The following is a 26,684-nucleotide window of genomic DNA, read 5'->3' as shown; positions in this document are numbered from 1 at the left end:
ATGAGCGGACAGCAGTCTCAGATCAACGCCGGTGGCGGCAACGGTCAAGGAGGCGACACTCCGGAGTTCGACGCCGGACAAGTCAGCATCAACAGCGCGGGTACCGATGACCTCCTCGATGAGATTGACGGCCTTTTGGAGTCCAACGCCGAGGAGTTCGTGCGCTCCTACGTCCAAAAGGGCGGCGAATAAAGGTGGAGCAGCCCTCCGATAGCGCCCCCGTTTATGCACGGCGGATTATGGGCATCGAAACCGAGTACGGCATTACAGCGAGCGCAAGCGATGGACAGCGGGTGATGTCCCCGGATGAGATCGCCCGCGTGCTTTTTCGGCCCATCGTGTCGAAGTACTCTTCCTCCAATATCTTTAGTCCCAACGCCTCCCGCCTCTACCTCGACGTGGGTTCCCACCCGGAGATCGCTACCGCGGAGTGCGATAGCTTAACCCAGCTCATTGCCTATGAGCGCGCCGGCGATGCTGTGGTCAATCGCATGGCCGTGCAGGCGGAGGAAACACTGGCGGCGGAGGGGGAGAAGCGCGCTGTCTACTTGTTCAAGAACAATGTGGACTCGGCCGGCAATTCCTACGGCTGCCACGAGAACTACCTCATCGGCCGCCACGTGGTGCTCAAGGACCTCGGCAAAGCTCTGCTGCCGTTCATGATCACCCGCCAGCTCATCTGTGGCGCAGGGATGGTTAGACCTGCCAAGGGAGAGGAACCCGCGCGTTTCGTGCTCTCCCAACGTGCCGACCAGGTGTGGGAAGGTGTGTCCTCTGCGACGACTCGCTCGCGCCCCATCATCAATACTCGCGACGAACCGCATGGTGATTCCAAGCGTTTCCGCCGCATGCACGTTATCGTTGGCGACTCCAACATGGCCGAACCCACGATGGCCCTCAAAGTTGGCTCCACGCTGCTCATGCTGGAGATGCTGGAAGCCGGTTTTGAGGTGCCGGCATTCTCGGTACTCGAGCCAATTAAACACATTAGGGCCATCGCGCTCGACCCCACCGGCCGCACCGAGCTTCCGCTTGAGGGAGGCGGCAGCACCACCGCGCTCGCCGTGCAGCAGGAGCTCTGTACCGCTGCCGAGCGCTGGCTGGATCACCGCGAGGACGCAGGTACACCGACGGTTGAGTTGGCCCGGGTCGTGGACTTGTGGAAGCGCACCCTCCAGGCCATTGACACTCAGGATTTCTCCGGCGTTGACCGCGAGATCGATTGGGTCATCAAGCGCAGCCTGCTGAACCGCTACCGCGAGCGCCTGGGCGGGGATTGGTCGCACCCCAAGCTGGCACAGATTGACCTGACCTACCATGACATCCGTCCAGGTCGCGGCCTCTACAGCGTATTGGAGCAGCGCGGCATGGTGAAACGCTGGATCGACGATGCTGCAATCAACGCCGCAGTCGACACCGCCCCGCAGACCACCCGTGCCAAGCTGCGCGGGGAGTTTCTCGCTGTTGCCCGCGAGCTCGATGCCGCGGTAACGGTGGATTGGACGCGGATGAAGGTCAACCGGCCTGAACCGATGACCGAGGAGTTCTCCGACCCCTTTGTGTCCGAGGACCCGCGCCTAGATGGGTTGTTAGACTACATGCGTTCGCACCCAGGCTCGTAGAGCCGTAGAGCTGATCAAGGAACCTGCCACTATGCCTTCAGTAGATCGCACTGCAGCCCGGACGCCGGTCAGAGACCGCGCTATCGAAAGGCTCACCAACCTCACCTTTGCCCTGCATGGGGCAGCGCACCAAGGCGGGGTTCCGGACCGCAGCGCGGCGTGGATCCGCAGCCACGTCGAGGGCTACCAGTCACGCAGCGATGAAGCCTTTCACAAGCAGCTTTCCCGCGACATCGTGACCCTGCAGCGCGCCGGTGTGCCAGTAGTACACAGCAGCGGCGCGGAAGGTTCGCTGTACCGGCTCGATCCCGAAAACTACCAGCTACCTCCCGTCGATTTCACGCCGGAGGAGGCCATGGTTCTCGGCGTAGCCGGCGGCATCGGCACTCCGGGAGGCTTAAGCGATTTCAGTCTCTCCGCGTGGACCAAGATCGCAGCCTCAGGCGCCTCCCGCGACTTGAGCGGAGCGCCGGTGTACACCGCAGTCAACGACATGACCAGGTTGAGCCCAGAGCTCGTCACTGGAGTCATCACCGCAGTGCGTGCTGGGCTGCGCATTTCCTTCGATTACTACGCCACGCCCTCTGCCGAGGCGGTTCGCCGCCATATGGATCCCTGGGGGCTGGTCAACCACCGGGATCGTGTTTATCTCGTCGGTTGGGATGTGGACCGCGAGGCTCCCCGAACTTTTCGCGCTACCCGCGTGGACAACGTCAGGCGCTCGCGCGCTGCGGCCACGCACCTCGAGCCCACTGCACCACTGCAGGATCTCGTTGTAGAGGCGCTGGAGCGGGGCGAAACGGTAAATGCAGTCCTCGAGGTTCCCGAGGGGCAGGCCGCCGAGCTTGTCGACGCCGGACGCAGGCGCGAGGATGGACTTCTAGAACTCACCAACGTACACCACGATTGGTTGGTGCGCACCGCTGCTGGCTATGCACCAGATGTCGTGGTTATCGAGCCACCCGAGGTTCGTGCCGACATCATCGCACTCCTAAGTGTCGGTGATGACCCATCATCAGCGTCTGGCGAGGAGGCCCGCCATGGTTGATCAACCCCGCAAGCTGCAGTCCCTTGTTCGCTCCCTCAACCTCATCCCTTACCTGCGTAACCACCCGGGGCTGACTCCGATGGAGGCTGCCGAGGATTTAGGGATGACCCCTGCTGAGCTTAAGGATGCTATCGACCGTCTCTTCTGCTCCGGTGTGGGCCGCAATACCGAGGACCTTATCGACTTAAGCTTTAGCTACCGCGATGGCATCGAGATCTACAACGACCAGGGCCTGACCCAGGCATTGCGCCTGACCCCAACTGAGGCCGGCGCATTGTTGCTGACGCTCGAGTCCCTTGAGGCAATGCCGGGGCTTGTCGACGTCTCCGCGGTCCACTCTGCCGCCGCGAAGCTGCGCGAGATCATGGATGAAAAGACAGCCGCCATCTATGACTCCCTGGCCACGACCGATCCCGAAGAGTCCGAGGTGCAAGCGGCGTTGGCGGGGGCCGTCGACAAGCGCCGGCAAGTGCGTTTTACCTACTGGAGTATGTCCTCCAACCGGACGAGTGAGCGTACCGTGCATCCGGCCCGCATCTTTATCGTGGACGGCGAACCCTATTTGGTGGCCTGGGACGAGTCGGTGGGGGAGCACCGCACGTTCCGCCTTGACCGGATGAGTGATGTCGAAGTGCTCGACGCTTCCGCGACACCACATGTGCGGGAGCTGGATTTCGACCCGGACTCCCCGTTTGGTCTAGATCACACTCTCACCGCCGAGCTGGAGATTCACCAAGAATTCACCTGGCTAGCGGAACACTACGACATCACCCTTGGCGAGACCCTAGAAAATGGCCTCATAGCTGCAACGATGCCGGTCGGCTCGGAGGCGTGGTTTAGCCGTTTCGCGCTCGGCCAAGCTGATCGCATGCGGGTTGTGGGGCCGCAGAAGCTCGTTGACGCCATTTCGGAGCATAGAAAACGAGCACTGGAGCGTTATACTCAACTGCCAGACTAAGAGCTCTCCCGCGTGCACGTCGCTCAGCGTCGCGCTGTGTGAACAAACACGCTTCATCGACCAAGAAAGAAGGGGCACCCTCAATGACCGTGGGACCTTTGGAAATCGGCCTTGTTGTTCTCGTGATCGTGCTGTTGTTCGGCGCTAAGAAGCTGCCGGAGCTGGCTCGCTCCATGGGCCGGTCTATGCGCATCTTCAAGTCCGAAGTCAAGGAGATGAAAGAGGAGAACAACACCTCTGAGCAGCAGGGCCAGATCGCGGGCTCCAAGCAGTCCGACGAGGACTTCTGGAACAGCCCGGAGATGCAGCCGCGCACTTCCAAGCCGGCTGACGGAAACCAGAACTAATAATCTTTCCCGGCAGGCAGACCACACTCCGAGTCCCTCGGCGTGCTGAGGCCTCGCCTGCCGTCGTGGGCTTTTCTGTGGAGGTCTTGCTTTGAGTACCGCGAGTACACCGTCGAATCCTGCTTCTAACGCGCCGAAGCAAAAATGGAGCTCAAAGCTACGCCGCAAGCCCAAGAACCCAACGGGGGAGATGACCTTAGTTCAGCACCTCCAGGAGCTGCGCCGACGCATCGTCATTTCCCTTCTCGCCCTCGCTGTGGGTGCCATCATCGGATTCATCTGGTACCAACACGCCCCGTTTGGCATGTCACCGCTAGGCGAGATTTTGCGCGGTCCCTATTGCTCACTCCCTGAAGAGAGCCGTGTTTCCTTCTCCGCGGACGGCGAATGCCGTCTGCTCGCAACCAGCCCCTTCGAAATGCTGATGCTCCGACTCAAGGTTGGCGCGTTAGCCGGCACTGTGCTGTCCTCACCGGTCTGGCTCTACCAGATATGGGCCTTCATCGTGCCCGGCCTGCACAAGAACGAACGCCGCTTTACCTTTTTGTTTGTCTCGACTGCGGTCCTGCTCTTCGTGCTCGGCGCGGTTCTCGCCTACGTCATCCTTTCCGTGGGTCTGGAGTTCCTCATGGGCATGGGCTCGGAGTACCAGACCGCAGCGCTCACGGGTGAGCGTTACTTCTACTTCCTGCTGGCGTTGCTCCTCATCTTTGGCGTGAGCTTTGAGATCCCACTACTCGTGGTTTGCCTTAATCTGATTGGTGTTTTGGAATATGACCACGTCAAAGATAAGCGCCGCATCATCATTGTCGTCATCATGATTTTCGCCGCGGTTGTTACACCGGGCCAAGAACCCTTCTCAATGTTGGTTTTGGCCGGTGCTCTCGTGGTTCTTGTGGAGATAGCTTTCCAGTTCTGCCGCATCAACGACAAGCGCCAGAAGCGCCAGCGCCCAGACTGGATGGACTTGGACGATGAAACTGCCTCGTCGCTGGATGAAGGTCCGGGTGCCATTGGCGCACCGACTCCGGTGTCTGCATCCACGAGCGTTTCTGCGTCGTCGCGGCCGGTATCTTCCGGGCCTGTCGCCCCGGCTTCGACTCCTGACGCTCGGGTACCGCAGCCTCAACAGACGAATACTCAGCCCCCGCAGAGCGGCTTCTTCGACGACGTTCTCTAACCTCGTCAGCCTTCTTAGCGAACTTGTTCAATCGTTCTGCTTGGCGCCGGGGACCGGCGCACTAGTACGCCGTCCCTGACAGGTACCCTGGGGACTTATGACACTGACGCATCTGGACGAGTTCACCCAAGCGCTTCCGTACTCACTGGATGAATTCCAGATCCAAGGATGCCAAGCCGTCGAAGCTGGCCACGGTGTTCTGGTCTGTGCGCCCACCGGCGCGGGTAAAACCGTGGTGGGTGAGTTCGCCGTGTCCTTGGCGCTGCGCCAAGGGACCCGCTGTTTCTACACCACACCCATCAAGGCGCTGAGTAACCAGAAGTACCACGACCTAGTTGACGCGCATGGTGAGGATGCGGTCGGGCTGCTGACCGGTGATGTCTCCATTAACTCCTCCGCGGACATCCTCGTGATGACCACTGAGGTTTTGCGCAACATGATTTACGCGGGCTCAGGTGCATTGGATCGCTTGACCCATGTGGTCATGGATGAGATCCACTTTCTTGCGGATGCTTCGCGCGGCGCAGTGTGGGAAGAGGTCATCCTCAACCTGGAGGAGCACGTCTCCATCATTGGTTTGTCCGCAACCGTATCCAACTCCGAGGAGTTCGGCCGGTGGCTGACCACCGTGCGTGGTGACACCAAGGTCATTGTCACCGACAAGCGCCCCGTACCGCTGGACCAGTGGATGATGGTCGGCCGCAAAATCTATCCGCTCTTTGAACCCGACTCAGGCGGCCAGGTAAACACTGAGCTCGCACGTCGTATCCAACGTCTGGAGGCCGGCGATACCGATAATGGCCGCGCAGACTATGCCCAGAACCGTGCGAGCTTCCGCGCCCGCGCCCGTCACAAAGGCGGCGGGCGCGGCGACCGGCACAGTGATCGGCGCAGCGGCGCGCCTCGTGCGCAGGACCGTTACCGTCCGCTTGGCCGCCCGGAGGTTCTCAAAGAGCTGCAATCAATGGAGATGCTGCCGGCAATTACCTTCATCTTCTCCCGCGCGGGCTGCGACGGTGCTCTGTATCAGTGCTTGCGCTCCCGCATGGTGCTGACCTCCCAGGAGGAGGCTGTTGAGATCAAGGCCATCGTCGATAAGGGCGTGGAAGGCATTCCGGAAGAAGACCTCAAGGTCCTTGATTTCAAACGTTGGCGCGAAGCACTCTCGCGTGGCTTCGCCGCTCACCACGCAGGAATGCTGCCGGCCTTTAGGCACATCGTAGAGGAACTGTTCGTCAAGGGCCTCGTGCGGGCAGTCTTCGCCACCGAAACGTTGGCCCTAGGAATCAACATGCCGGCGCGCACCGTGGTGCTGGAAAAACTGGTGAAATTTAACGGCGAGGCACACGTGGACCTGACACCGGGCCAGTACACACAGCTCACCGGCCGCGCCGGTAGGCGAGGCATCGATACCTTGGGCAATGCCGTCGTTCAGTGGGCACCCGCTATGGATCCCACCGCGGTGGCGGGGCTTGCGTCAACTCGTACCTATCCGCTCATTTCCACTTTCGAGCCCGGCTACAACATGGCTATCAACCTGCTGGGCATGCTTGGCTTTGATGACTCGCTCCGATTGCTGGAGAAGTCTTTCGCCCAGTTCCAGGCGGATGGATCCGTTGTGGAGGAAACCCGAGAGATTGAGCGCGCTGAGCACCGCGTCCGCGAACTACGCGCACAGTTGGAGCAGGCCGTAGTTAACTTGGCTCCGCCTGCCACCGATGGCGAAGACCCCGCTGAGATTCTCATGGACTATATGCGTCTGCGCCGAGCGCTGACCGAGGAGGAGAAGTCAGCGCGGGCCTTCAAGAAGGAGGAGAGAAACAAGGAAGTTGCCGCAGTACTGGCTCGCTTGCAGGTGGGTGAAGTCATCGCCATCGCAACCAAGAAACGGCCAACGCTGGCTGTCGTTATTACCCCGGCCAACCAGACTGCCGATCCACGCCCCTGGGTAACCACTGAAACGGGATGGTCTGGACGCATCGATTCCGCCGGTATCGATAATCCGCCGATCGTCGTTGGGCACATGAAGCTCCCGCGCGCAGCGCAGAAGAACCCGCGCCGCCATACCCGATTTGTCCAGGAGTCCTTCAAGCGCGACTACTACAAGCGTCCGAAGAAGATGCGCACTGAGCCGCGTAATCGCCCCAACAAGAAGATCGCGCAGTTGCGCGATGCCCTCCGCGAACATCCGGTGCACCTTTGGCCCGCGACCGACCGCGAGCAGCTGGCCGGGGTGGCGCAGAAGCTGGCGCGCCGCGAACGCGAGCTAGCCAGGCTTGAGGATAAGGTCGAGCGCGCCACGGATACTCTTGGCCGCACCTTCGAGCGCATCGTGGATCTTCTGGCGGAGATGGACTACGTGGAGTTTGATGGTTACGGCGAAAACCGCGAGCCGGTCATCACGGATGAGGGCGAGCGTCTGGCCAAAATCCACTCCGAGTCGGACCTACTGGTGGCGCAATGCCTCAAGCGCGGTATCTGGAACGAGCTTGACCCGGCGGAGCTCGCTGGTGTGGCTTCGCTCTGTGTCTTCGAAAACCGCAAGGCCACCCGCGGCGAACCTGGCGCAGCAACCGACGAGATGGCGGACGCCATGAACGCAACCTGGCGCATCTACGGAGAGCTTGTTACCGATGAGAAGCGCCATAACCTGCCGCAGACCCGTGAACCGGAACCTGCCTTTGCGCTCGCCATCCACCAGTGGACCGCGGGCGCCCCCTTGGCTTATTGCATGGCCGCGGCAAACGAATCCGGCGCGGAACTCACCCCCGGTGACTTTGTCCGCTGGTGCCGACAGGTCATCGACCTGCTCCAGCAGGTGGCCAAGACCGGCTACGAGGACGAGATTCGCCGAAATGCCCGGCGCGCCATTGACGCGATCCAGCGCGGCGTCGTCGCCATCGGCGCATAGGCTTAGCGCCTAGTTTTCGGAGCCACCGCGAAGCAGTGCCGTGGCTGCCGCCGCGAGTGCTTGGTGGTGGGGCGCAACGAGTGCCACGGTGGCGAGCTTGAGGTTGCGCCCCAACGGGTTAAGGATGAGGGCTTGCGTACCGATAACAGCGTCATCGACTAAAGCTGGACCGCCCGAGTCACCTTTGACTGCCGGAATCGTGTTGAAGACAAATCCGGCGGGGGAGACGGTGGTGCGGAAGTCAATGGACCAGGTGCGGAAGAAGGGAAGGAGAAAAAGCCCACTGCGCTGTTGGGCACGGCGAGCTTTTCCGCCATATCCCCAGGTGGTGACTGGGGCGCGGAATGGCGGGGTACTTTCTGCAAGCCCAGGAAGGTCCCGGGGCGGGGCCGGCCGGTCGAGCAAGCACAGCGCCATGTCGGTCCCATCAATCGTGCGCACGGCGGCCACGCGCCGGTTGAACCCGCCACTCACCCTGTAGTGATCCCCCTTATCAAGGCCGTCGCGGAAGAAGTGCGCGCAGGTCAGAACCAACCGGGTTGCCTGTTGGGAGCGGGGTCTTAAGGACGCATCGATGAGCACTCCCGAGCAATAGCTTGAGCGAGTCCGGAGCTTGACGGCAGCGGGATGGGAATTCACGCCTCCCAGCTTAACTGGACGAAGGCGGGCGGTAGGCTAACTGTCATGACTGATTATGCGTCCCGACTGAGCCGGTCCCGCGCTATTGCAGCTGCTAAGGGCATCGACATCCTGTTAGTGGGTACAGGTGCCGAATTCGCGTACCTCACCGGTTCGTGGGTCTCTTCCCACGAGCGCCTGACCTGCTTGGTTATCCGTCCTGATGCCGAACCGGTAATCGTCGCCCCCAGCACCGACATTGAGTCGCTTCAGGGCGTCGCAGCCCAGCTGGTGGGATGGAGCGATGGGCAGGATCCCTATGCGCTGGCCTTGGAAGGTGCGCGTCCTTCCACCGTTGCCTTGGGGTCCTCACTCACCGCCGATCACGTGCTGCGCTTTCAGTCCGCAATTGGCAACCTCGAAGCTAGTACTGCGAAGGAACAGCACCCCGCAAAGTATGTTCTGGCCACCGAGGCCCTCGCCGAGCTTTTTACCCGCAAGGATCCAGATGAGGTGGCTGAGCTACGCGCTGCAGCGGCGGCTATCGACGCTGTCCACGCCGAGGTGCCGCGCCTCCTGCAGCCGGGGCGCACTGAGGCCGAAGTAGCGGCGGATTTGCGCGAGCTTATCTTGCGCGAGCACCGCGAAGTGGATTTCATCATCGTGGGCTCCGGTCCGAATGGAGCCAATCCACACTATGACTTTGGGGACCGAGTACTCGCCGCCGGCGATCCCGTGGTGGTGGATATTGGCGGCACGCTGCCCTCGGGCTATCACTCCGACTGCACCCGCACCTACGTCGTTGGCGCCGATCCTGCTGCCGCGCCGGCAGAGTTTCGCGAGGCTTACGCGGTCCTAGAGAAGGCCCAGGCTGCCGGCCGAGCTGCTGCGCGCCCGGGTGCGACCGCCCAGGAGATCGACCGAGCCACGCGCAGCGTGATCGAAGACGCCGGTTGGGGTGAGTTCTTCACGCACCGCACCGGACACGGCATTGGCTTGTCGACGCACGAGGAGCCCTTCATCATGGAAGGAAACGGGCTGGAACTTTCCGAGTCCATGGCCTTCTCGATCGAGCCGGGTATCTACGTACCGGGCAAGTGGGGAATGCGCCTTGAGGACATCGTGGTAATCACCGAGTCCGGCTACGAGTCCCTGAACCAGGCACCGCGGGGGTTGCGCTAATGGGAGAAACTGGCGCGCTACTGATTCTTGGCGGGCGCAGCGACATCGGTGGGGAGCTTGCACGTCGGCTGTGTGAGGGTCGCCCGGTAGTTCTCGCCGCGCGGGGCGAACACGGTATGGACAGGCTGCACTCCGAACTCCTCAGCAGCGGGGCGTCGTCCGTTCACACGCTGTCCTTCGACGCTGCGGAAGTTTCCTCCCACCGCGCGGTCATCGAACAAGCCGCAGCACTCGCAGGGGCAGAGATCACCACGGCCGTCGTCGCCTTCGGAATTCTGGGCGATCAGGAGCGCGCGGAGCACGACGAAGCCCACGCCTTCGACATAGCGCTGGTGGACTATGCAGCGCAGGTATCCATGCTCACCGTGCTTGCCGACGTCATGACGAGAGGGCACATCGTGGCCTTTTCCTCCATCGCTGGGTGGCGGGCCCGCCGGGCCAACTATGTCTATGGCTCGACCAAGGCGGGCCTGGATGCCTTCTGCCAAGGCTTAGCGGATCGATTGCAGGGCAGCGGCCTAGCGCTGATCACCGCGCGCCCCGGCTTCGTCATTGGGTCGATGACTAAAGGCATGACACCCGCGCCCTTGTCCGTTACCCCTGACGTTGTGGCCCAAGCGGTGGTCAAGGCCATTGAGTCCTCGGCAGGTTCGCGGCCGGCTTCCCGCACGCTATGGATTCCACGGCCTCTTCAGCTCTTAGCGTGGGTGATGAAGCTGGTACCGCGTCCCATCTGGCGGCACATGCCGCGCTAGCGGTGCCCGAGGGCAGGAGAATTCGCATCGAAGATGAATCCGCGCGGTGCAAGGACGCGCAACACAACGTCAGCATCTCCCTCGGCTAGATCGTGGATGACCAATCCGCGCCAGGGGGTTACCGAGATGGACGCGCCCAGCTGGGCGATAAGCCCAGCGTATTCTCCGGGCAGCACGCCATCCTGCAGGCCCGCGCCCAGATCGACGCGGCCGGGCTTCGTGTGCTCAGTCAGCCAGCCGATGGGCAGCGCAGGCGAAGTGGGAGCTGACCCTGCCGCATCCGAGACACGTTCTAAGTCCTGCAGGTGATCTGCAGAGACCTTTTCCGCAAAGTCCACGAGTTGGGAAATGGCATCCGCAAGCCCCAGCAGCGGCCCGGTGGGCTCACCGTCGCGGATCAGGCGCGCGGTGGCGGTATCTTCATCGTCTTCCGCCTCCTCACCAGAGAGCTGAAGGCCAGCCGCCACCCCGTGTGTGAGGAGATCACCAGCACCGCTATCCACACCAAAAAGCGCGGCACGGGCTATCGCAGGGGCATCCTGATCGACGTCGGCTAAGGCTTCCGCGATCCGCTGCGCTACCTGACGGGCGCGCAGCGAGAGGGGAGAGGCCAGCACGTGAGCGGCGGTGGTGGGCAGGGGGACGTCGCCAAGCACCTGCGCATTGTCAACGCCTCGCAGGCCGATGACGCTGTGCTGCTCTAGGTACACATTGCCATCGCCATGTTCTCTGGCGGCCTGGCCCAGAGCGAGCCACTGCTCGGGGGTGACAACGCCGCCGGCGGGATGGAAGCGCAAGGTAGCGGATTCGGGATGCTTCGACTCAGGGAGGGACATGGTGGGACAGTCTAGTCGCTCCGGGAGGGTCTCCTGCGAAGCGCCAAGCCCAGCAAGTATGGTGGGCGACATGCCGTTTCTTCTCTTCATCGCGTACATCCTCCTAGAAACTATGGCCTTTTGGGCCGTTGCCGAGTGGATTGGTGTGCTGTGGGCGCTGCTTGCCTTGGCGCTGACCATGCTCTTCGGTATGACCATCGCCAGCTGGGAAGTCCGTCGCATGATGGTCAGCCGCATCCGTCAGACCGAAGACGGTGTGTACGTCATGGAGGATCCCACCCCGGGCAAGACGGCAGGCAACGTTGGCCTGACCATGGTGGGCGGAATCCTGCTGTCGCTGCCCGGATTTGTCTCCACGGTTTTCGGAGCGCTGCTCATCTTTGCGCCCACGCGGTCCATCATCCGCACGCTTCTTGCCGCATCGATGTTCCGGAAGATCGAAGACATGGGCGTGCGCGTGTACGAGGCCTCACCCATGGCCCAGCACCGCGATTCCTATGGTTCCTTCGGCACCTTTGGCGCAGGCGCCGCCGGTGGTGGAATGGGGGGCATGGATCAACCAGGCCAGTCGCATGAGGTCTTGGATGAAGATGAAATCCGCACGTGGACCCAACACGTCAAGCCCGAGGACTTTGAGGACGGAAACAAGTAGTGGTGGTACTGGTGGCCCGGCTCGCTCTCGCTGCTGCGTCGGGCGCGGTGACCTACCTTGCCGTTGAGCCACGCGGCTGGTGGGCCGCCGGCATAATCGGCATGGCGATGCTCGTGGCAGCGCTCTCACCGTGGACAAAGCCCCTGGGGCTGGGGTGGGCGGCACTTGTCGCTTGTGTGCATAGCGCGGTGTTGTACTTGTTCACGCTGCCGTGGATTGGTGAGCTCGTGGGCAACATGCCCTATATTGCGCTCGCTATCTTCCTGTCCTTGTACAGCATCCTCCTCGGTATCGCCGGGGCGGCGCTGCTGCGCTTAAACTACGGTTTCGCTCTCTTCCCGTTCTTCTACGTAGCGGTAGAAATGCTGCGCTCCTCCGTGCCCTTTGGCGGTTTTGCGTGGGTGCGCCTCGCTTGGGGGCAAATAGAGGGCCCACTCGCCAATCTCGCCCCGTGGGGCGGGCCGGCACTCATTACCTGCGCGGTAGTCTGCGTAGGCGCGGGCATGGTGGGGCTTGCCCGCTCACCGCGCCTGGCATGTGCGTTCTTGGCCGTGCCGATGCTTGCCGGATTATTGGCGGCACAGAGCGTGGACCGCCCAGGCCGCACAACAGGCACGGTGACGGTCGCCGCAGTGCAAGGAAACGTTCCACGGCTGGGCCTTGACTTTGCCGCCCAACGCCGCGCGGTGCTGGATAACCACGTCCGGGTCACTGAGCAGGCAGCCCAGGATGGCGCTGAGCCAGACATCGTCATTTGGCCGGAGAACTCCTCCGATATCAACCCTTTTGCGAATGAGGACGCCCGAGAGCTTATCGACGGCGCCGCCCACGACATCGATGCACCAATCCTCGTCGGAACGCTGACCCAGGATGAGGTTGGCGCACGGAACACCATGCAGGTGTTTAACCCGGATGGCTCGGCAGGGGAGTACCACCACAAGAAGTACCTGCAGCCTTTTGGTGAGACGATGCCGATGCGCGATTTCTTTAGGAAGATCACCGACCTGGTGGACCTGGCAGGCGACATGAAGCCCGGTGACGGTCCGGGCGTGGTCACCATGGCTGGGACCGCAGTGGGCGTTGCCACGTGTTATGAGATCAGCTTTGACCAGGCGTTCCGAACCGCCATCAACAATGGGGCGCAGATCCTCACGACACCGACGAACAATGCCACCTTTAGTGACTCCGACATGACCTACCAGCAGTTGGCCATGAGCCGCTTGCGCGCGATCGAGGCGGATCGGGCCGTCGTTGTGGCGGCTACGTCTGGGGTCTCTGCCATCGTCCACCCGGATGGCTCAGTGAGCCAGGCCAGCGGTATCTTTGAACCGGCATATCTCGAAGAAGAGCTTCCGCTGCGAGAAGGGCGTACATTTGCGGTGCGTTATGGTTCGCTCCTGCAATGGCTCATGGCTATTATTGGAACGGTCTGTGCGCTGTATGCGATCTATTCCACCCGCTTGTCCGGACGACGCAGCGCGCCTCAGAAAGAAATCTAAAGGAGCAAGGAACTAGTGAGCTCGACCCGCGAATCTACCCTGGTCATCATCCCTACTTACAACGAGATCGAGAACCTACCGCTCATTACCGGGCGCGTGCGCAAGGCAACGCCGGAGGTTCACATCCTGATTGTGGACGATAACTCCCCGGACGGCACCGGTGACGCGGCGGATAAGCTGGCCGCTGAGGATTCTCACCTGCACGTTCTCCACCGTGAGGGCAAGGGCGGACTTCTCGGCGCGTACATCGCCGGTTTCAAGTGGGGCCTGGAGAAGGATTACCAGGTTCTGTGCGAAATGGACGCCGACGGCTCCCACGCGCCGGAGCAGCTCCACCTCTTGCTTGAGGAAATCGAGAAGGGCGCAGATCTGGTCATTGGCTCTCGCTACGTACCGGGCGGAGAGACAGTGAACTGGCCTGCCAACCGCGAGCTGCTTTCCCGCTTGGGCAACAAGTACATTTCGGTTGCCCTGGGTGCCGGAATCAATGACATGACTGCTGGCTACCGTGCTTTCCGGCGCGAGCTGCTTGAACACCTCGACTTTGAAGAGCTCTCCAACGCCGGATACATCTTCCAGGTTGACGTTGCCTTCCGCGCCATCAAGGATGGCTTCGATGTCCGCGAGGTACCGATCACCTTTACCGAGCGAGAGCTGGGTGAGTCGAAGCTTGACGGCTCCTTTGTCAAGGATTCCCTGCTCGAAGTAACCAAGTGGGGCGTGGCTCACCGCTCCGAGCAGATCAGCGATTTCACCTCGGAGGTTTCGAAGATCGGCTCCCGCACGGTCAAGGACCTGGAGCTTGGCCCGAAGGTCAACACGGCAAAGAATGCCGTGGCCGACTTTGTTTCCGAAGTCTCCAACCTGGTGAAAGGCACCCTCAAGCGTTAATTTGATGCTCATGGCGCCTCATACACGCGCGTAAGGAATAAGAACCAGCCCGGAAGCCCGTTATGGTTTCCGGGCTTTTGCCGTAGTTACCAGTGCTAGTGCTAATGTCATAAGTAGCACTGTATCTGGTGCACAGTGATTTACTTCACTGTTTCTCACACTACGGATCGTTCGGCACGTACCTGTCGATGGAGGAGATTTTGCTATGGCAACCGTAACGTTCAAAGATGCATCCCTGACCTACCCGGGAGCAAAGGAACCCACCGTCAAGAAATTCAACCTGGAAATCGCTGATGGCGAGTTCCTCGTCCTCGTCGGTCCTTCCGGCTGTGGTAAATCCACCACACTGCGCATGCTGGCCGGTTTGGAAAACGTTACTGACGGTGCCATTTACATCGGAGACAAGGACGTCACCCACGTTGCACCGCGTGACCGTGACATCGCCATGGTTTTCCAAAACTATGCTCTCTACCCACACATGACCGTGCGCGAGAACATGGGCTTCGCACTGAAGATCGCCGGCAAGTCCCAAGACGAGATCAATAAGCGCGTCGACGAAGCAGCCGCTACCTTGGGCCTGACCGAATTCTTGGAGCGCAAGCCGAAGGCCCTGTCCGGTGGTCAGCGCCAGCGTGTGGCCATGGGCCGCGCCATTGTTCGTAACCCGCAGGTCTTCCTCATGGATGAGCCGCTTTCTAACCTCGATGCCAAGCTGCGTGTTCAGACGCGTACCCAGATTGCAGCCCTGCAGCGCAAGCTTGGAGTTACCACCGTCTACGTCACCCACGACCAGACGGAGGCCTTGACCATGGGTGACCGTATCGCGGTGCTGAAGGATGGCTACCTGCAGCAGGTTGGCGCGCCCCGCGAGCTTTATGACCGCCCCGCCAACGTCTTCGTCGCGGGCTTCATCGGCTCCCCAGCCATGAACTTGGGCACCTTCTCAGTCAAGGATGGCGACGCCACCTCTGGCCACGCTCGCATCAAGCTTTCCCCGGAAACCCTTGCCGCGATGACGCCCGAGGATAATGGCCGCATCACCATCGGTTTCCGCCCGGAGGCACTGGAGATCATTCCGGAGGGCGAGTCCACAGATCTTTCCATCCCGATCAAGCTCGACTTCGTGGAGGAACTTGGTTCTGATTCCTTCCTCTACGGCAAGTTGGTGGGCGAGGGCGACCTTGGATCCTCAAGCGAGGACGTCCCCGAGTCCGGCCAAATCGTCGTCCGCGCTGCGCCGAACACCGCGCCGGCTCCGGGCAGCATTTTCCACGCGCGCATCGTGGAGGGTGGCCAGCACAACTTCTCGGCGTCGACCGGCAAGCGCCTTCCTTAAGCCCGCGTGCCCGCTGCCCCGCGGCACGTAATGAATAGGACAGTTTCAGCCATAGTCAGCAGAAAAGGTGGAGTGATTCACCATGAAAGAGTCCATGAGCATCACCTCGTCGACGTACGCGTCGGCACTGCTGACGCTGCCCTGGGACACACCCTTAGAGCAGTGGCCCGATGCTCTCATCGCCGCATTGCCCAGGGGTATTTCCCGGCATATCGTGCGGTTCGTGGGGATCAACCGTGGCATCGTCGCGGTCAAGGAAATTGGTGCGCGTACCGCCCACCACGAGTACAAGATGCTGCGTGAACTGCAGCGCCTTGGCGCCCCTAGTGTGCGCCCCGTAGCCGTGATCACCGGCCGCCATCCGGCAGAGGAAGACTACGGGGAACTCACCGCAGCTTTGGTAACCGAGCACTTGGAGTTCTCCCTGCCCTATCGCGAGATCTTCTCTCGGCACCTCACGGTCGTGGAAGCGGAGAAGCTCATCCGCGCCCTGTCCGTGCTGTTGGTGCGGATGCATCTGCTCAACTTCTACTGGGGCGATGTGTCACTGTCCAACACTCTCTTTCGGCGCGATGCTGAGACCTATTCCGCCTATCTTGTCGATGCCGAGACGGGCGAGTTCCAACCCAACCTCTCCGAATCACGCAGGCTGTACGACGTCGACATTGCCCGCGTCAACATCATCGGCGAGCTCATGGACCTACAGGCGGGTGAATGCTTGGATGGGTCTATCGATGTCATTGCACTAGGCAGCCTTGTCGAGAGTTCCTATCTTGAGCTGTGGACAGAACTCACCGCTGAGGAGGCCGTGGATGCCAGTGAGTACTGGCGCGTCTCCGAGAGAATCGACCGCCTCAACCAACTGGGCTTTGATGTAGGGGAGCTCAAGGTAACCAAGGACGATTCTCGGCAGGTAGTACGAATCCGGCCCGTAGTGGTGGATCCGGGTCACTATCGTGCAGAGCTGTTGAGCTTAACTGGACTCAGCGTCGAAGAGCATCAAGCCCAACGCCTTCTAGGCTCCATCCAGGCCTACCAGGCCGTGGAATGTGGGCCTCACGTCGGCCTTACCCAGGCCGCGCACTTGTGGATGACGCATGAGTATGAGCCGACTATCGCTGCCGTGCCCGAAGAGATGCTAGACAAGCTTGAGCCGGCACAAATCTTCCACGAGATAGTCGATCACCGTTGGTTCCTCGCCCAGGAAAGGGGAGAGGCCGTCACGCTCGCGGAGGCCACGGCATCCTATCTGGCGTCTGTACTACCAGCCCGCCGTGCTGAGGCCCGGCTCCTCAACACGCCCCCGGCAGACGAAGACTTGTCATAACCTCTCGCGTGTCCCAACAACGCCCGCAATCTCAAATCCAACCAGACTTTTTCAACTGCTTTTTATATGTTTTTGTAAGTTTTAAGCCCGATTGCCCCATAAATGGGGAGGGTTTCCATGCCCGAATATGGATATGGTCACAATCGGGTGTTTTATGTCCGAATTCTTTTGAATATGTGGAATACCTCACTAAGATGGAGGGCAGGCTAACCAGTTCATAGTCGGACTGCGATCCGCTATGAAGCACTTGGTGGCGCTGGGAAGAAGCCTTCGTTACGGGAGGTCTCCCAGACACAACCGAATACGAGCCGGGTATCTATCCCTGGCCCACCATCCCGCTTTTCATCAAGAAAGATGAGGACCTCATGAAGCGTCTTACTCGCATCGCATCCATCAGCATGGCATCCATGCTCGCCGCCGCAAGTCTCGTCGCGTGCTCAGGCTCCACCGACGAGGAAGGCGATGTTTACTTCCTGAACTTCAAACCTGAACAGGACGCGGCATACCAGGAGATCGCAAAGGCCTACACTGAAGAAACCGGTGTCAAGGTCAAGGTCGTTACCGCCGCCTCCGGCTCTTATGAGCAGACCCTCAAGGCGGAAATCGGTAAGGATGAAGCCCCGACTCTCTTCCAGGTCAACGGACCTGCTGGCTTCATCACCTGGCAAGACTACATGGCGGATATGTCGGACACTGAGGTAGCTAAGCAGCTCACCGACGACATCCCACCGCTAACCACCGAGGACGGAGAGGTACGCGGCGTCCCGTTCGCCGTCGAAGGCTTCGGCATCATCTACAACGACGAGATCTTCGACAAGTACATCGCCACCTCCGGCGCGAAGATCAAGTCCACGGATGAAATCAAGAGCTACCAAAAGCTCAAGGAAGTCGCCGAGGATATGCAGGCAAAGAAGGACGAGCTCGGTATCGAGGGCGCCTTCGCCTCCACCTCACTGACCTCCGGTGAAGACTGGCGTTGGCAGACCCACTTGGCTAACGCTCCGATCTGGCAGGAGTACCAGGACAAGAACGTCGAGGACACCAACGATATCGAGTTCTCCTACAACAAGGAGTACAAGAATCTCTTCGACCTCTACCTTGATAACTCCACCGTAGAAAAGTCTCTTGCACCTTCTAAGACGGTGTCTGATTCCATGGCTGAGTTTGCGCAGGGTAAGGCCGCCATGGTTCAGAACGGTAACTGGGCATGGTCCCAGATTTCCGAGACCTCTGGCAACGTGGTCAAGGAAGACAAGATCAAGTTCTTGCCCATGTACATGGGTCTGCCAGACGAAGAAAAGTACGGCATCAACGTCGGCACCGAGAACTACCTGGGCGTGAACTCTGAGGCCTCTGAGGTCGACCAGCAAGCCACTAAGGACTTCGTGGATTGGCTGTTTACCTCTGATGCTGGCAAGGAGCACGTGGTGAAGGACCTGGGCTTCATCGCACCGTTCGAAAGCTACACCGCTGAAGACACCCCGAATGATCCCCTTGCTGAGCAGGTCGCGGAAGCTATCGCTAACGAGGATCTGACCACCTACCCGTGGAATTTCCAGTACTTCCCGTCGCAGCAATTCAAGGATGACTTCGGCCAGGCCTTGTCGCAATACGCCTCCGGAACGCTGAAGTGGGAGGACGTCGTCAAGCAGTTCAAGGACAACTGGGCTGCTGAGAAGGAATCCAACTGGGGCTAAATCTTTAAAGTCCCAATCCCCTCGCCAAACGTCTTCCGGCAATGGAGGGCGGGGAGGGGAGTAGGTGGGGATTGTGGCCCACGCCGGTAGCACGTGCGCGACTGGTTCTCCGCATCCTCAGCCTCCTCTCCTCACCGCCTTCCCGCTAGGACACGTGTGGCACCACCAGAAATTAAGGTTTCACCACCATGCAAGCAACGCTGAAGAAGTACTTCCCGGTCTTTGTCTTGCCCACCCTTCTGGCATTCATGATTGCCTTCTTGGTGCCGTTCATCGTGGGTTTCTTCCTTTCCTTTACGAAGTTCACCACCATCACCAACGCCAAGTGGGTTGGCATCGACAACTACGCCAAAGCTTTCTCCCAACGCGAAGGTTTCGTTTCAGCCTTCGGTTTCACTGTCCTCGTGGTCATCGTCTCCGTGATCACCGTCAATGTCTTCGCCTTCCTCCTGGCGTGGATGCTGACCCGCAAACTTCGCGGTACCAATTTTTTCCGCACAGTCTTCTTCATGCCGAACCTCATCGGCGGCATCGTGCTGGGTTATACCTGGCAGACCATGATCAACGCCGTGCTCTCGCACTATTCCACAACGATTAGTGCGGACTGGAAGTTTGGCTACGCCGGCCTCATCATGCTGCTTAACTGGCAGCTGATCGGCTACATGATGATCATTTATATCGCCGGCCTCCAGAACGTCCCGCCCGAGCTCATCGAGGCTGCCGAGCTCGACGGTGTCAATAAGTGGGAGATGCTGCGCCACGTCACTATTCCGATGGTCATGCCGTCGATTACCATCTGCCTCTTCTTGACTTTGTCGAACTCCTTCAAGCTCTTCGACCAGAACTTGGCGCTGACCAACGGCGCTCCTGGCGGGCAAACTGAGATGGTGGCGCTCAACATCGTCAACACGCTCTTTAACCGTATGAATGTCGAGGGGGTCGGCCAGGCCAAGGCTGTCATCTTCGTCGTCGTTGTGGTCGTCATCGCTTACTTCCAGCTGCGCGCGACCCGCTCCAAGGAAATCGAGGCTTAAGTTATGACTACCAGCACTTCAGCGCAGGCCGTTCCGGCCTCGAAGAAGAAGGATCACCAGCTTCCCTTGGATAATAAGACTCGGATGTCTGGTGGCGCCAAGTTCGTGGTCTACGCCATTCTGGTGTTCTTCACCATCGTCTTCCTTGGGCCGATCCTCTTCATCTTCATCAACTCCTTTAAGTCCAAGTTCGCTATCTCCTCCGATCCTTTCTCGCTTCCCATCGGTGAAACGTGGGTCGGCTTCGAGAACTTCATGGTGGGCTTGACCAAGCAGGGATTCTTGGAAGCGACCTTGTGGTCCTTCATCATCACGATCCTGTCCGTCATCGTCATCGTGTTCTTCTCCGCGATGACCGCCTACTACATCACGCGCGTCAAGACGTGGTGGACAAACCTTCTGTACTACCTCTTCGTGGTCTCCATGATCATCCCCTTCCAGATGGTCATGTTCCCGACGGTCAAGATTGCAGACATGCTTCACCTCAACAACCCGATCGGTATCGTGGTGCTTTACCTCGGTTTCGGTTCCGGTCTGTCGGTGTTCATGTTTGCAGGCTTCGTCAAGTCCATCCCTCTGGATGTCGAGGAAGCCGCGATGATCGACGGTTGTGGGCCGATCCAAAACTACTTCCGTGTGGTGTGGCCCATGCTCAAGCCGACTGCCATTACCGTGGCCATTCTCAACGCCATGTGGGTGTGGAACGACTACCTGCTGCCGTACTTGGTCATCGGTCTGTCCACGCGATACAAGACCATCCCGGTGGTCATCCAGTCCTTCGTTGGCTCCAACGGTAACCGCGATATGGGTGCCATGATGGCCATGCTGGTACTGGCCATCATCCCCATCGTCATCTTCTACTTCTCCACGCAGAAGCACATCATCGAAGGTGTGGCTGCCGGTGCCGTGAAGGGTTAAACCGGTGCGATAGGTTAGAAAACCATGAATCGCATGCTCGGCCCCGAATCGAAGTTCTATGCTGCTCTGAGCCTCTTCGCTGACCTAGTCATCGTGAATGTTCTCTTGGTGATCACGTGCTTTCCCGTGTTCACCGGGGGAATGTCCTTGCGCACCGCCCATGCGGTGACCGGGCAGATGGTCCGGGAGGAAGGTTCTCGCCGCGGCTCAGCCTTCGTTCGGGGCCTTCTGACGCGTCCCGGGGTCAACACCGCATGGTGGTTGATTTGCCTCGCCGTCGCCGCCTTAGCCGCGTATGAATTCGCGATTATTGCCAAGGCAGATCTGGGTTCAATGGGCCTGATACTGCGCGCAGCCTTGATCTCGGGGCTTATCGTATTGGGCTGTGTCAGCGTATGGTTCTTCCATCTCGATGCACCGGGGCTCGGATTCCGTCAAAGAAGCACACAGGCCATAATGAAGGCGGTAGGGCACCTACCGCGTACTCTATTGGCAGTATTGCCTGGCATAGTGCTTGTTCTGTATCCCGTCTTTTTCCCAGCGCAGTGGGGAGGCTACCTGTTCTTCCTCGCGGTGCTGGGCCCAGCTCTCGCGGTCTATCTCGCCGAGCTAGTGCTGCAATGGCCCGAACTCAATTCGCAATCACCCGATAGCTCTTCTTCCTAACGCGGTGCGCGCCAGCTGGCCTAAAGCCGAAAATAGGGTAGCGGTATCCACGTCATCGTGGATCCGCTACCCTGTGGTCTTTGTGGGCTTCCTAGAAGCCCTCTAAGCTTCGCCTTCTTCCTGCGCCTTCTGTTCCTTGAGCAGACGGGCGGCCGCGCGGCGACGAGAACGAAGATTCTCAATGCGCTCGGTCAAAAGTTCATCCAACTCCTCAATGGAGCGGCGCTCGCGCAGCATGTCCCAGTGGGTCCGCGGCGGCTTCACCGGCTTGGACTCGACGCCCTCGCCCTCAACAAGGGTGCCGAGCTTACCGTTCTTGCACATCCACTCCTCAGGGATTTCCGCATCGTCAGCGAAGGGCACCTCATAGATGTCGCCGTCTTCGGTGCGGTACTTCACCATTTGGCGTGGGGCCAAGTCGTGGTCGCGGTCGGTTTCGTAACTCACTGCGCCCATGCGGCTGCCACGGAGTACGCGATCTGCCATGCAACATCATCCTTTTCACGTGTTGAGGTAGGGAAGTGATCAGGGTCGACCCATATCACCCAGAGAACAATCATTATAACGAACGGCCCACTGCCTTTGTTCCCACCCTCGGTTTAATGGGCTAAGGTGTGTGAGGTGATTGGTACACAGGATCCGCAGCCCGGAAAGCCAACAAGGCGCGGCTCGGCTATCTGCCAGTGGTGCGGCAAAGAGATCGCCCAGGGCGGCCGAGGAAGGCCTCGCAAGTTTTGCTCGCCCTCGTGCAAGCAACGCGCGTACGAACAGCGCCATAACGTCGCAGGGACGCCTATTCCAGCCAACGCTGTCATCTTGACTCCGGAGAAGGCCGACCGACTTCGTGACGGCCTCTTCGAGCTTCGATGCTGTGCCGAGGACGTCGCCACGGCGGCGTCGGAAAGCGCCAGCGCTGAAGAAATGGAAGAACTGTGTGCCGAACTGGTCACATTGGCTCGCAAGCTTGAGGAATTGAGATAGCACATGAAATCTGTATTGGGTAACCGCAAACTGATTGTCAGTATCTTCGTGGTCCTGATTCTGGCCTCGTCAGCGCTGGCCCTTGGACCGCTAGCATTTTCGGTGATCATGGGCCGCGGTGTGAAGACCGAACCGATCAACGCGGATAAGGTCCATGCCGCAACAACGGACGTTGATGGCGAATGGCACGTGGTGCAAGGTTCGGCCTACAACTACACCTCAGCTGGGTTTACCATCGACGAGATCCTGCCGGCGGATAAGCGCACGACGTCTGGCTCCACCAAGCATGTCACGGGCCAGGCAACCATCAAGGACGAGGTCGTTGAGGAAGCCAGCATCACCGTGGACATGGCGAGCCTGACCACGGACAAGAAGGTGCGCGATCAGAACATGAAGTCGAAGCTCTTTGAGGTAACGAAGTACCCAGAGTCGACCTTCACGTTGACCGAGCCGGCAGATGTCTCCGCTGTGCCTGACGACGGCTCATTGGTCACCGTGCCGCTGACTGGTGACTTGACCATCCACGGCGAGACCAAGAACGTGACACAGGACTTCCAGGTAGTCCGCGATGGCGACACCATTATTTTGGGCGGCGATATTCCGATTAACCGCCTTGAATTCGGCGTCGAAGCCCCGGAGATGATCGCCGCGAAGATCTCTGAGGTCGGCGACGTTAACGTTCGCGTTACCCTCGAGAAGTAACGCATCCGGTCAGTCATGAATTATCAGCATCTTATTCCTGTCCTGTGGGTGCGTCTCGTAGTACTCGCAGGGTTCGGTATTTTCATCTGGTTTCAGGGGACGAAGCTTCTGGCAGCGTTTTCTGTAGTGCTTGTAGCTCTCACCGTGGTGCAGCTGGTGATGGCTTACCAACGGCGCTAAAACAGTTCTCCGATGGACTCCCCCCAAATACCGCACCATTACGTAACAGTGACTATATTTTGCCTTAAAAGGGGTCGCTCCAAGGACGGCTAGGGAGGCGCAGATCGGCCCAGATCTAAAGGCGTCACCACGAATATTCCACTTGCACACATGACAGTTCTCCGACCATCGCATGACGCACGGGAAAGCCGCCCGGAAGGCAGCGAACAAAGAAGTCGCCCAAATGAGCTGAAGGCTTGAACTTCCGGGACAGGACAGGCAACTCGGAGTAAAGCATCAAGAGCTAGTTGAGTACGCGCAACACACACATGGCTCCGCCGGCGCCCATGACTCAGCAAGGGTCGCGCCGTCAAGGCCTGAGCATAGATCCATGCGAGCTCAGAGATGGGAGATGCGAAGTCACGCCGCCCGCTGCACAAGTTATTGTCCGATAATGTACATTATGTCAGATTGTATTTGCGCACCCTCCCCGCCCAATAGTCACGGCCACAGCACCACAACATGTTAACCCCTTCCTAGTTCTCGCGAATTTATCATGTGGTGAGAGTTGGATTTCAACCTATGGGACGGTAATGTTTCCCACATAATCAATCACTCTATTGAAATTATCAAGGAGGGCGCTTCCCACATGACCGCCGTCAGCACCACGCCGCCAAAGACAGCGGCCCCAGCACAGCAGCTCACAAAACGTGACCGCGTGCGTGTGGCCGTGGCATCGACCATTGGTACGACCATCGAGTTCTATGACTTCTATATTTATGCCACGGCAGCCGTAGCCGTCTTTCCTTTCCTCTTCTTCCCGAAGACCGAGGACCCCACCGTTGCCCTGCTCCAGTCCTTTGCCACCTTCGGCCTGGCCTTCATTGCCCGGCCACTGGGCTCAGTGCTCTTTGGACACTTTGGCGATCGCATCGGCCGCAAGGCCACCCTCGTGGGTGCACTCCTGACGATGGGCATTGCTACCTTCATCATCGGCGTCCTCCCCACGTACCAGACCGCGGGCATCATCGCGCCTGCCCTGTTGGCCCTGATGCGCTTCTGCCAGGGTTTGGGCTTGGGCGGCGAATGGTCCGGTGCAGCTTTGCTGGCTTCCGAGACCGCCGAGGAAGGCAAGCGCGCTTCCGCCGCCATGTGGCCGCAGTTCGGCGCACCTTTCGGGTTCTTGCTCGCCAATGGCTTCTTCCTGACTCTGGTTGCGACCATGGATTACTCCCGCGGCGACACGACCGGCACCTTCATGGAATGGGGCTGGCGCTTGCCCTTCCTCGCCTCCGCTGTCATGGTCCTCATTGGCCTCTACGTCCGCCTGCGCCTGGAGGAAACACCTGTCTTCCAGCAGGCAGTAGACGAAGGCAAGAAGGTCAAGACCCCCATGGTGGAGGCTTTCCGCACTGCCTGGAAGCCGATGATCATCGGTACCTTCGTCATGGTCTCCTGTTACACGCTGTTCTACCTAGTCACCACCTGGATTCTCTCCTACGGTATCGGCGATAAATCCCAGGGGCTGGGTTTGGGAATCCCCTACCTGGAATTCCTGGAGATCCAGCTGATCTCCATCTTCATGTTCATCATCGGCATTCCCGTATCTTCCATGCTGTCGGATAGGTATGGCCGCAAGCCGATCCTGGTCGTGACCTCACTCATCATGATTACCTTCGGCTTCAGCTTCCCCTTCTTCCTCGGCATTGAGCACGCTGACCGCAACTCGGTCCTCGGCTTCTTGCTCGTCGGCATGTTCATCATGGGCCTCATCTTCGGCCCCATGTCGGCTGTCTTGCCGGAGCTCTTCCCCACTAACGTCCGCTACACCGGTTCCGGCATCGCGTACAACGTCTCTTCTATCCTGGGTGCCGCCGTGGCCCCGTTCATCGCTACGTGGCTGGTCAGCGCCTTTAACGTGAGCTACGTGGGCTATTACCTCATCATCGTCTGCTTCATCTCCCTCATCGCTATCCTCATGATGCAGGAGCTGAAGGACCAGGATCTTTCCCAGGTTTAGGTCTTCAGACACAAGCATCTCCCCGTCTCCTTCCGGTGTTGCTCACCGAAGGGCGGGGAGATTTTTTGTCGCACCGTGCCCCGCCGCCTTCAAAAGTGCAGACCTGGAAGTACAGACTCGCTGGTCGTCGCAAAGCACTGCCTGGGCGCTTGACGACGACCACCTGCATGAATGCACTTCCAGGTCTGCACAAACAGAAAAGGTGGCCGGCAAACATGTGCCAACCACCTATGCGGAGCTAGTTGCCCGGATGGGCAACCTTCTACACAGAAACCGCAGTTTTACTGGATTCCGCCTCGTCCTCGATGGGCTTGCGGCGCACGATGGCGGAGAAGACTGCGCCAGTGACGTTGGCCCACACTGCAGCAACCACACCCGGCAGCGCCGCCTCTGGGCTAAAGAACTGCAAGGCCAATGCCGAAGCAAGCCCCGAGTTCTGGGTCGCCACCTCAATTGCCGTGGTGCGCGCCGCTGCCTCGCGCTGGCGGGCTAGCTTGGCCATGTAGTAGCCAAAGAGGAATCCGATGAGGTTCTGGATAGCCACGCCGATAAACACGACGAGACCAACGGTGATCAGCTTATCTTGCGATTTCGACACCACCGCTGTGACCACGCCGCCGATGCCTGCGATGGCCACCCACGGCAAAGCCGGCAGCACCTTGTCTACCGCCTTGCTAGCAATCACGCGCAGCAGCAGACCCAGGCCTACCGGGATGAGGACGGTCTGGACCAGCGACCACATCATGCCAGCACCATCGACCTCCGCGGTTTGCCCCGCCAACCACAGCATGAGCAACGGCGTCATGATCGGCGAGACCAGCGTGGATACCGAGGTCATCGCCACCGACAGCGCCACATCACCCTTGGCCAGGTAGGCCATCACGTTGGAGGCCGTACCGCCGGGGACCGACCCGAGAAGGATGAGGCCGACGGTGGCGGCGTCGGAAAGCCCTAGCAGTTTAGCCACGAGCACGGCACTCGTCGGCATGATGGCAAACTGACAGAGAACGCCCAAGAAGATGGGCAATGGGCGCTTCGCCACCAGGGCCAGGTCCGGAATCGTCAGGGTAAGCCCCATGGAAAACATGATGACCATAAGCAATTGCGAGGTGTACTGCCCCACCGGCTCAAAGGTGCTGGGGCTCAAAAAGGCGACAATGGCGCAGGCAACAATAACGATGGGAAAGATGTAGACGGCGAGTTTCTCGCCAGTCTCCCCTTCTGTGCGCGGGTTCGTCATAGTGTTTCCTTTCCAGAATATGTCTCACTATATGAATTGAGTATCCCATATGATGAACCTCACGTACCCGGTTTGGTCGAGATTTACTGTCAAGCGATAGATTAG

General features: G+C 59.6%; 25 protein-coding genes. 21 read left to right on the top strand and 4 right to left on the bottom strand.

Annotation, left to right across the window (positions count from 1 at the left end; genetic code table 11):
- From HMPREF2993_RS12230 to HMPREF2993_RS12200, 7 genes are all read left to right on the top strand, one after another.
- Entirely contained in the window at positions 1 to 192 is a 192-nt protein-coding gene (locus HMPREF2993_RS12230) for a ubiquitin-like protein Pup (RefSeq protein ID WP_010186632.1), read from the top strand.
- Between the two features lie 47 nt (positions 193 to 239).
- The gene (gene pafA, locus HMPREF2993_RS12225) at positions 240 to 1,622 is read left to right on the top strand and encodes a Pup--protein ligase (protein WP_049157703.1); all 1,383 of its coding nucleotides are present in this window, start codon (positions 240 to 242) and stop codon (positions 1,620 to 1,622) included.
- A 31-nt stretch (positions 1,623 to 1,653) separates the two neighbouring features.
- Positions 1,654 to 2,670, top strand: coding sequence for a helix-turn-helix transcriptional regulator (locus tag HMPREF2993_RS12220; protein ID WP_049157706.1), 1,017 nt, complete (start codon positions 1,654 to 1,656; stop codon positions 2,668 to 2,670).
- On the top strand, positions 2,663 to 3,628 hold the full coding sequence (locus HMPREF2993_RS12215; protein WP_070517792.1) for a helix-turn-helix transcriptional regulator: 966 nt from the start codon (positions 2,663 to 2,665) through the stop codon (positions 3,626 to 3,628). The genes HMPREF2993_RS12220 and HMPREF2993_RS12215 overlap by 8 nt, the downstream gene beginning before the upstream one ends.
- A gap of 83 nt (positions 3,629 to 3,711) precedes the next feature.
- Positions 3,712 to 3,975, top strand: a complete 264-nt coding sequence (tatA, locus tag HMPREF2993_RS12210) for a Sec-independent protein translocase subunit TatA (RefSeq protein WP_046649155.1) — start codon at positions 3,712 to 3,714, stop codon at positions 3,973 to 3,975.
- Between the two features lie 190 nt (positions 3,976 to 4,165).
- Positions 4,166 to 5,155 carry a twin-arginine translocase subunit TatC gene (gene tatC, locus HMPREF2993_RS12205; protein ID WP_070511880.1) on the top strand — a complete coding sequence of 330 codons (990 nt, stop codon included), beginning with the start codon at positions 4,166 to 4,168 and terminating at the stop codon, positions 5,153 to 5,155.
- 97 nt (positions 5,156 to 5,252) lie between these two features.
- Positions 5,253 to 8,066, top strand: a complete 2,814-nt coding sequence (locus HMPREF2993_RS12200) for a DEAD/DEAH box helicase (RefSeq protein WP_070702596.1) — start codon at positions 5,253 to 5,255, stop codon at positions 8,064 to 8,066.
- Between the two features lie 9 nt (positions 8,067 to 8,075).
- Here the strand turns inward: HMPREF2993_RS12200 and HMPREF2993_RS12195 are convergent, their stop codons facing one another.
- Positions 8,076 to 8,705 (bottom strand): trypsin-like peptidase domain-containing protein, encoded by a 630-nt coding sequence (locus HMPREF2993_RS12195; RefSeq protein ID WP_246822441.1) that lies wholly within the window; start codon positions 8,703 to 8,705, stop codon positions 8,076 to 8,078.
- A gap of 45 nt (positions 8,706 to 8,750) precedes the next feature.
- On the opposite strand from HMPREF2993_RS12195, the gene HMPREF2993_RS12190 reads away from it, so the two are divergent.
- On the top strand, positions 8,751 to 9,866 hold the full coding sequence (locus HMPREF2993_RS12190; RefSeq protein WP_070702592.1) for a M24 family metallopeptidase: 1,116 nt from the start codon (positions 8,751 to 8,753) through the stop codon (positions 9,864 to 9,866).
- Complete coding sequence (locus HMPREF2993_RS12185) at positions 9,866 to 10,621, top strand: SDR family oxidoreductase (protein WP_070511892.1); 756 nt, start codon at positions 9,866 to 9,868, stop codon at positions 10,619 to 10,621. The genes HMPREF2993_RS12190 and HMPREF2993_RS12185 overlap by 1 nt, the downstream gene beginning before the upstream one ends.
- Here HMPREF2993_RS12185 and HMPREF2993_RS12180 read toward each other — a convergent pair.
- A complete protein-coding gene (locus HMPREF2993_RS12180) occupies positions 10,618 to 11,457 on the bottom strand; it encodes a cobalamin biosynthesis protein (RefSeq protein ID WP_070702590.1) in 840 nt (279 codons plus the stop codon). The two genes, HMPREF2993_RS12185 and HMPREF2993_RS12180, sit on opposite strands and share 4 nt — an antisense overlap.
- 70 nt (positions 11,458 to 11,527) lie before the next feature.
- Between HMPREF2993_RS12180 and HMPREF2993_RS12175 the strand changes: the two genes are divergently transcribed.
- The 9 genes from HMPREF2993_RS12175 to musI all read left to right on the top strand — a co-directional run bounded on the left by HMPREF2993_RS12175 (position 11,528) and on the right by musI (position 21,477).
- Positions 11,528 to 12,109 (top strand): FxsA family protein, encoded by a 582-nt coding sequence (locus tag HMPREF2993_RS12175; protein WP_070702588.1) that lies wholly within the window; start codon positions 11,528 to 11,530, stop codon positions 12,107 to 12,109.
- Positions 12,110 to 12,111: 2 nt separating this feature from the next.
- Entirely contained in the window at positions 12,112 to 13,608 is a 1,497-nt protein-coding gene (lnt, locus tag HMPREF2993_RS12170) for an apolipoprotein N-acyltransferase (protein ID WP_246822445.1), read from the top strand.
- A 15-nt stretch (positions 13,609 to 13,623) separates the two neighbouring features.
- Entirely contained in the window at positions 13,624 to 14,499 is an 876-nt protein-coding gene (locus HMPREF2993_RS12165) for a polyprenol monophosphomannose synthase (RefSeq protein ID WP_070702583.1), read from the top strand.
- Positions 14,500 to 14,704: 205 nt separating this feature from the next.
- Positions 14,705 to 15,835, top strand: a complete 1,131-nt coding sequence (locus HMPREF2993_RS12160) for an ABC transporter ATP-binding protein (RefSeq protein WP_070511908.1) — start codon at positions 14,705 to 14,707, stop codon at positions 15,833 to 15,835.
- An 82-nt stretch (positions 15,836 to 15,917) separates the two neighbouring features.
- Positions 15,918 to 17,162: a DUF4032 domain-containing protein gene (locus HMPREF2993_RS12155; RefSeq protein WP_070511911.1), complete on the top strand. Its 1,245-nt coding sequence runs from the start codon at positions 15,918 to 15,920 to the stop codon at positions 17,160 to 17,162.
- A gap of 365 nt (positions 17,163 to 17,527) precedes the next feature.
- Positions 17,528 to 18,859, top strand: a complete 1,332-nt coding sequence (locus tag HMPREF2993_RS12150; protein WP_070511914.1) for an ABC transporter substrate-binding protein — start codon at positions 17,528 to 17,530, stop codon at positions 18,857 to 18,859.
- A 188-nt stretch (positions 18,860 to 19,047) separates the two neighbouring features.
- Positions 19,048 to 19,893 (top strand): carbohydrate ABC transporter permease, encoded by an 846-nt coding sequence (locus HMPREF2993_RS12145; RefSeq protein WP_070511918.1) that lies wholly within the window; start codon positions 19,048 to 19,050, stop codon positions 19,891 to 19,893.
- Positions 19,894 to 19,896: 3 nt separating this feature from the next.
- Complete coding sequence (locus tag HMPREF2993_RS12140) at positions 19,897 to 20,811, top strand: carbohydrate ABC transporter permease (RefSeq protein ID WP_070511921.1); 915 nt, start codon at positions 19,897 to 19,899, stop codon at positions 20,809 to 20,811.
- Between the two features lie 24 nt (positions 20,812 to 20,835).
- Positions 20,836 to 21,477 (top strand): ABC transport system MusEFGK2I component MusI, encoded by a 642-nt coding sequence (gene musI, locus HMPREF2993_RS12135; RefSeq protein ID WP_070511924.1) that lies wholly within the window; start codon positions 20,836 to 20,838, stop codon positions 21,475 to 21,477.
- A 102-nt stretch (positions 21,478 to 21,579) separates the two neighbouring features.
- On the opposite strand, the gene HMPREF2993_RS12130 is transcribed toward musI, so the two are convergent.
- Entirely contained in the window at positions 21,580 to 21,963 is a 384-nt protein-coding gene (locus HMPREF2993_RS12130) for an RNA polymerase-binding protein RbpA (protein WP_010186588.1), read from the bottom strand.
- Positions 21,964 to 22,098: 135 nt separating this feature from the next.
- Here HMPREF2993_RS12130 and HMPREF2993_RS12125 point away from each other — a divergent pair, with 135 nt between their 5' ends.
- From HMPREF2993_RS12125 to HMPREF2993_RS12115, 3 genes are all read left to right on the top strand, one after another.
- A complete protein-coding gene (locus tag HMPREF2993_RS12125; RefSeq protein ID WP_070511927.1) occupies positions 22,099 to 22,458 on the top strand; it encodes a hypothetical protein in 360 nt (119 codons plus the stop codon).
- Positions 22,459 to 22,461: 3 nt separating this feature from the next.
- Positions 22,462 to 23,160 carry a YceI family protein gene (locus HMPREF2993_RS12120; protein ID WP_070511929.1) on the top strand — a complete coding sequence of 233 codons (699 nt, stop codon included), beginning with the start codon at positions 22,462 to 22,464 and terminating at the stop codon, positions 23,158 to 23,160.
- An 808-nt stretch (positions 23,161 to 23,968) separates the two neighbouring features.
- Positions 23,969 to 25,339, top strand: coding sequence for an MFS transporter (locus tag HMPREF2993_RS12115; RefSeq protein ID WP_049154659.1), 1,371 nt, complete (start codon positions 23,969 to 23,971; stop codon positions 25,337 to 25,339).
- 262 nt (positions 25,340 to 25,601) lie between these two features.
- On the opposite strand, the gene HMPREF2993_RS12110 is transcribed toward HMPREF2993_RS12115, so the two are convergent.
- Complete coding sequence (locus HMPREF2993_RS12110) at positions 25,602 to 26,579, bottom strand: bile acid:sodium symporter family protein (RefSeq protein WP_070702581.1); 978 nt, start codon at positions 26,577 to 26,579, stop codon at positions 25,602 to 25,604.
- Positions 26,580 to 26,684: the final 105 nt, after the last annotated feature.

The sequence above is a fragment of the Corynebacterium sp. HMSC068G04 genome, assembly GCF_001814885.1.
Lineage (GTDB): Bacteria > Actinomycetota > Actinomycetes > Mycobacteriales > Mycobacteriaceae > Corynebacterium > Corynebacterium hiratae.
This window is presented reverse-complemented; position numbering and strand designations above follow the sequence as displayed.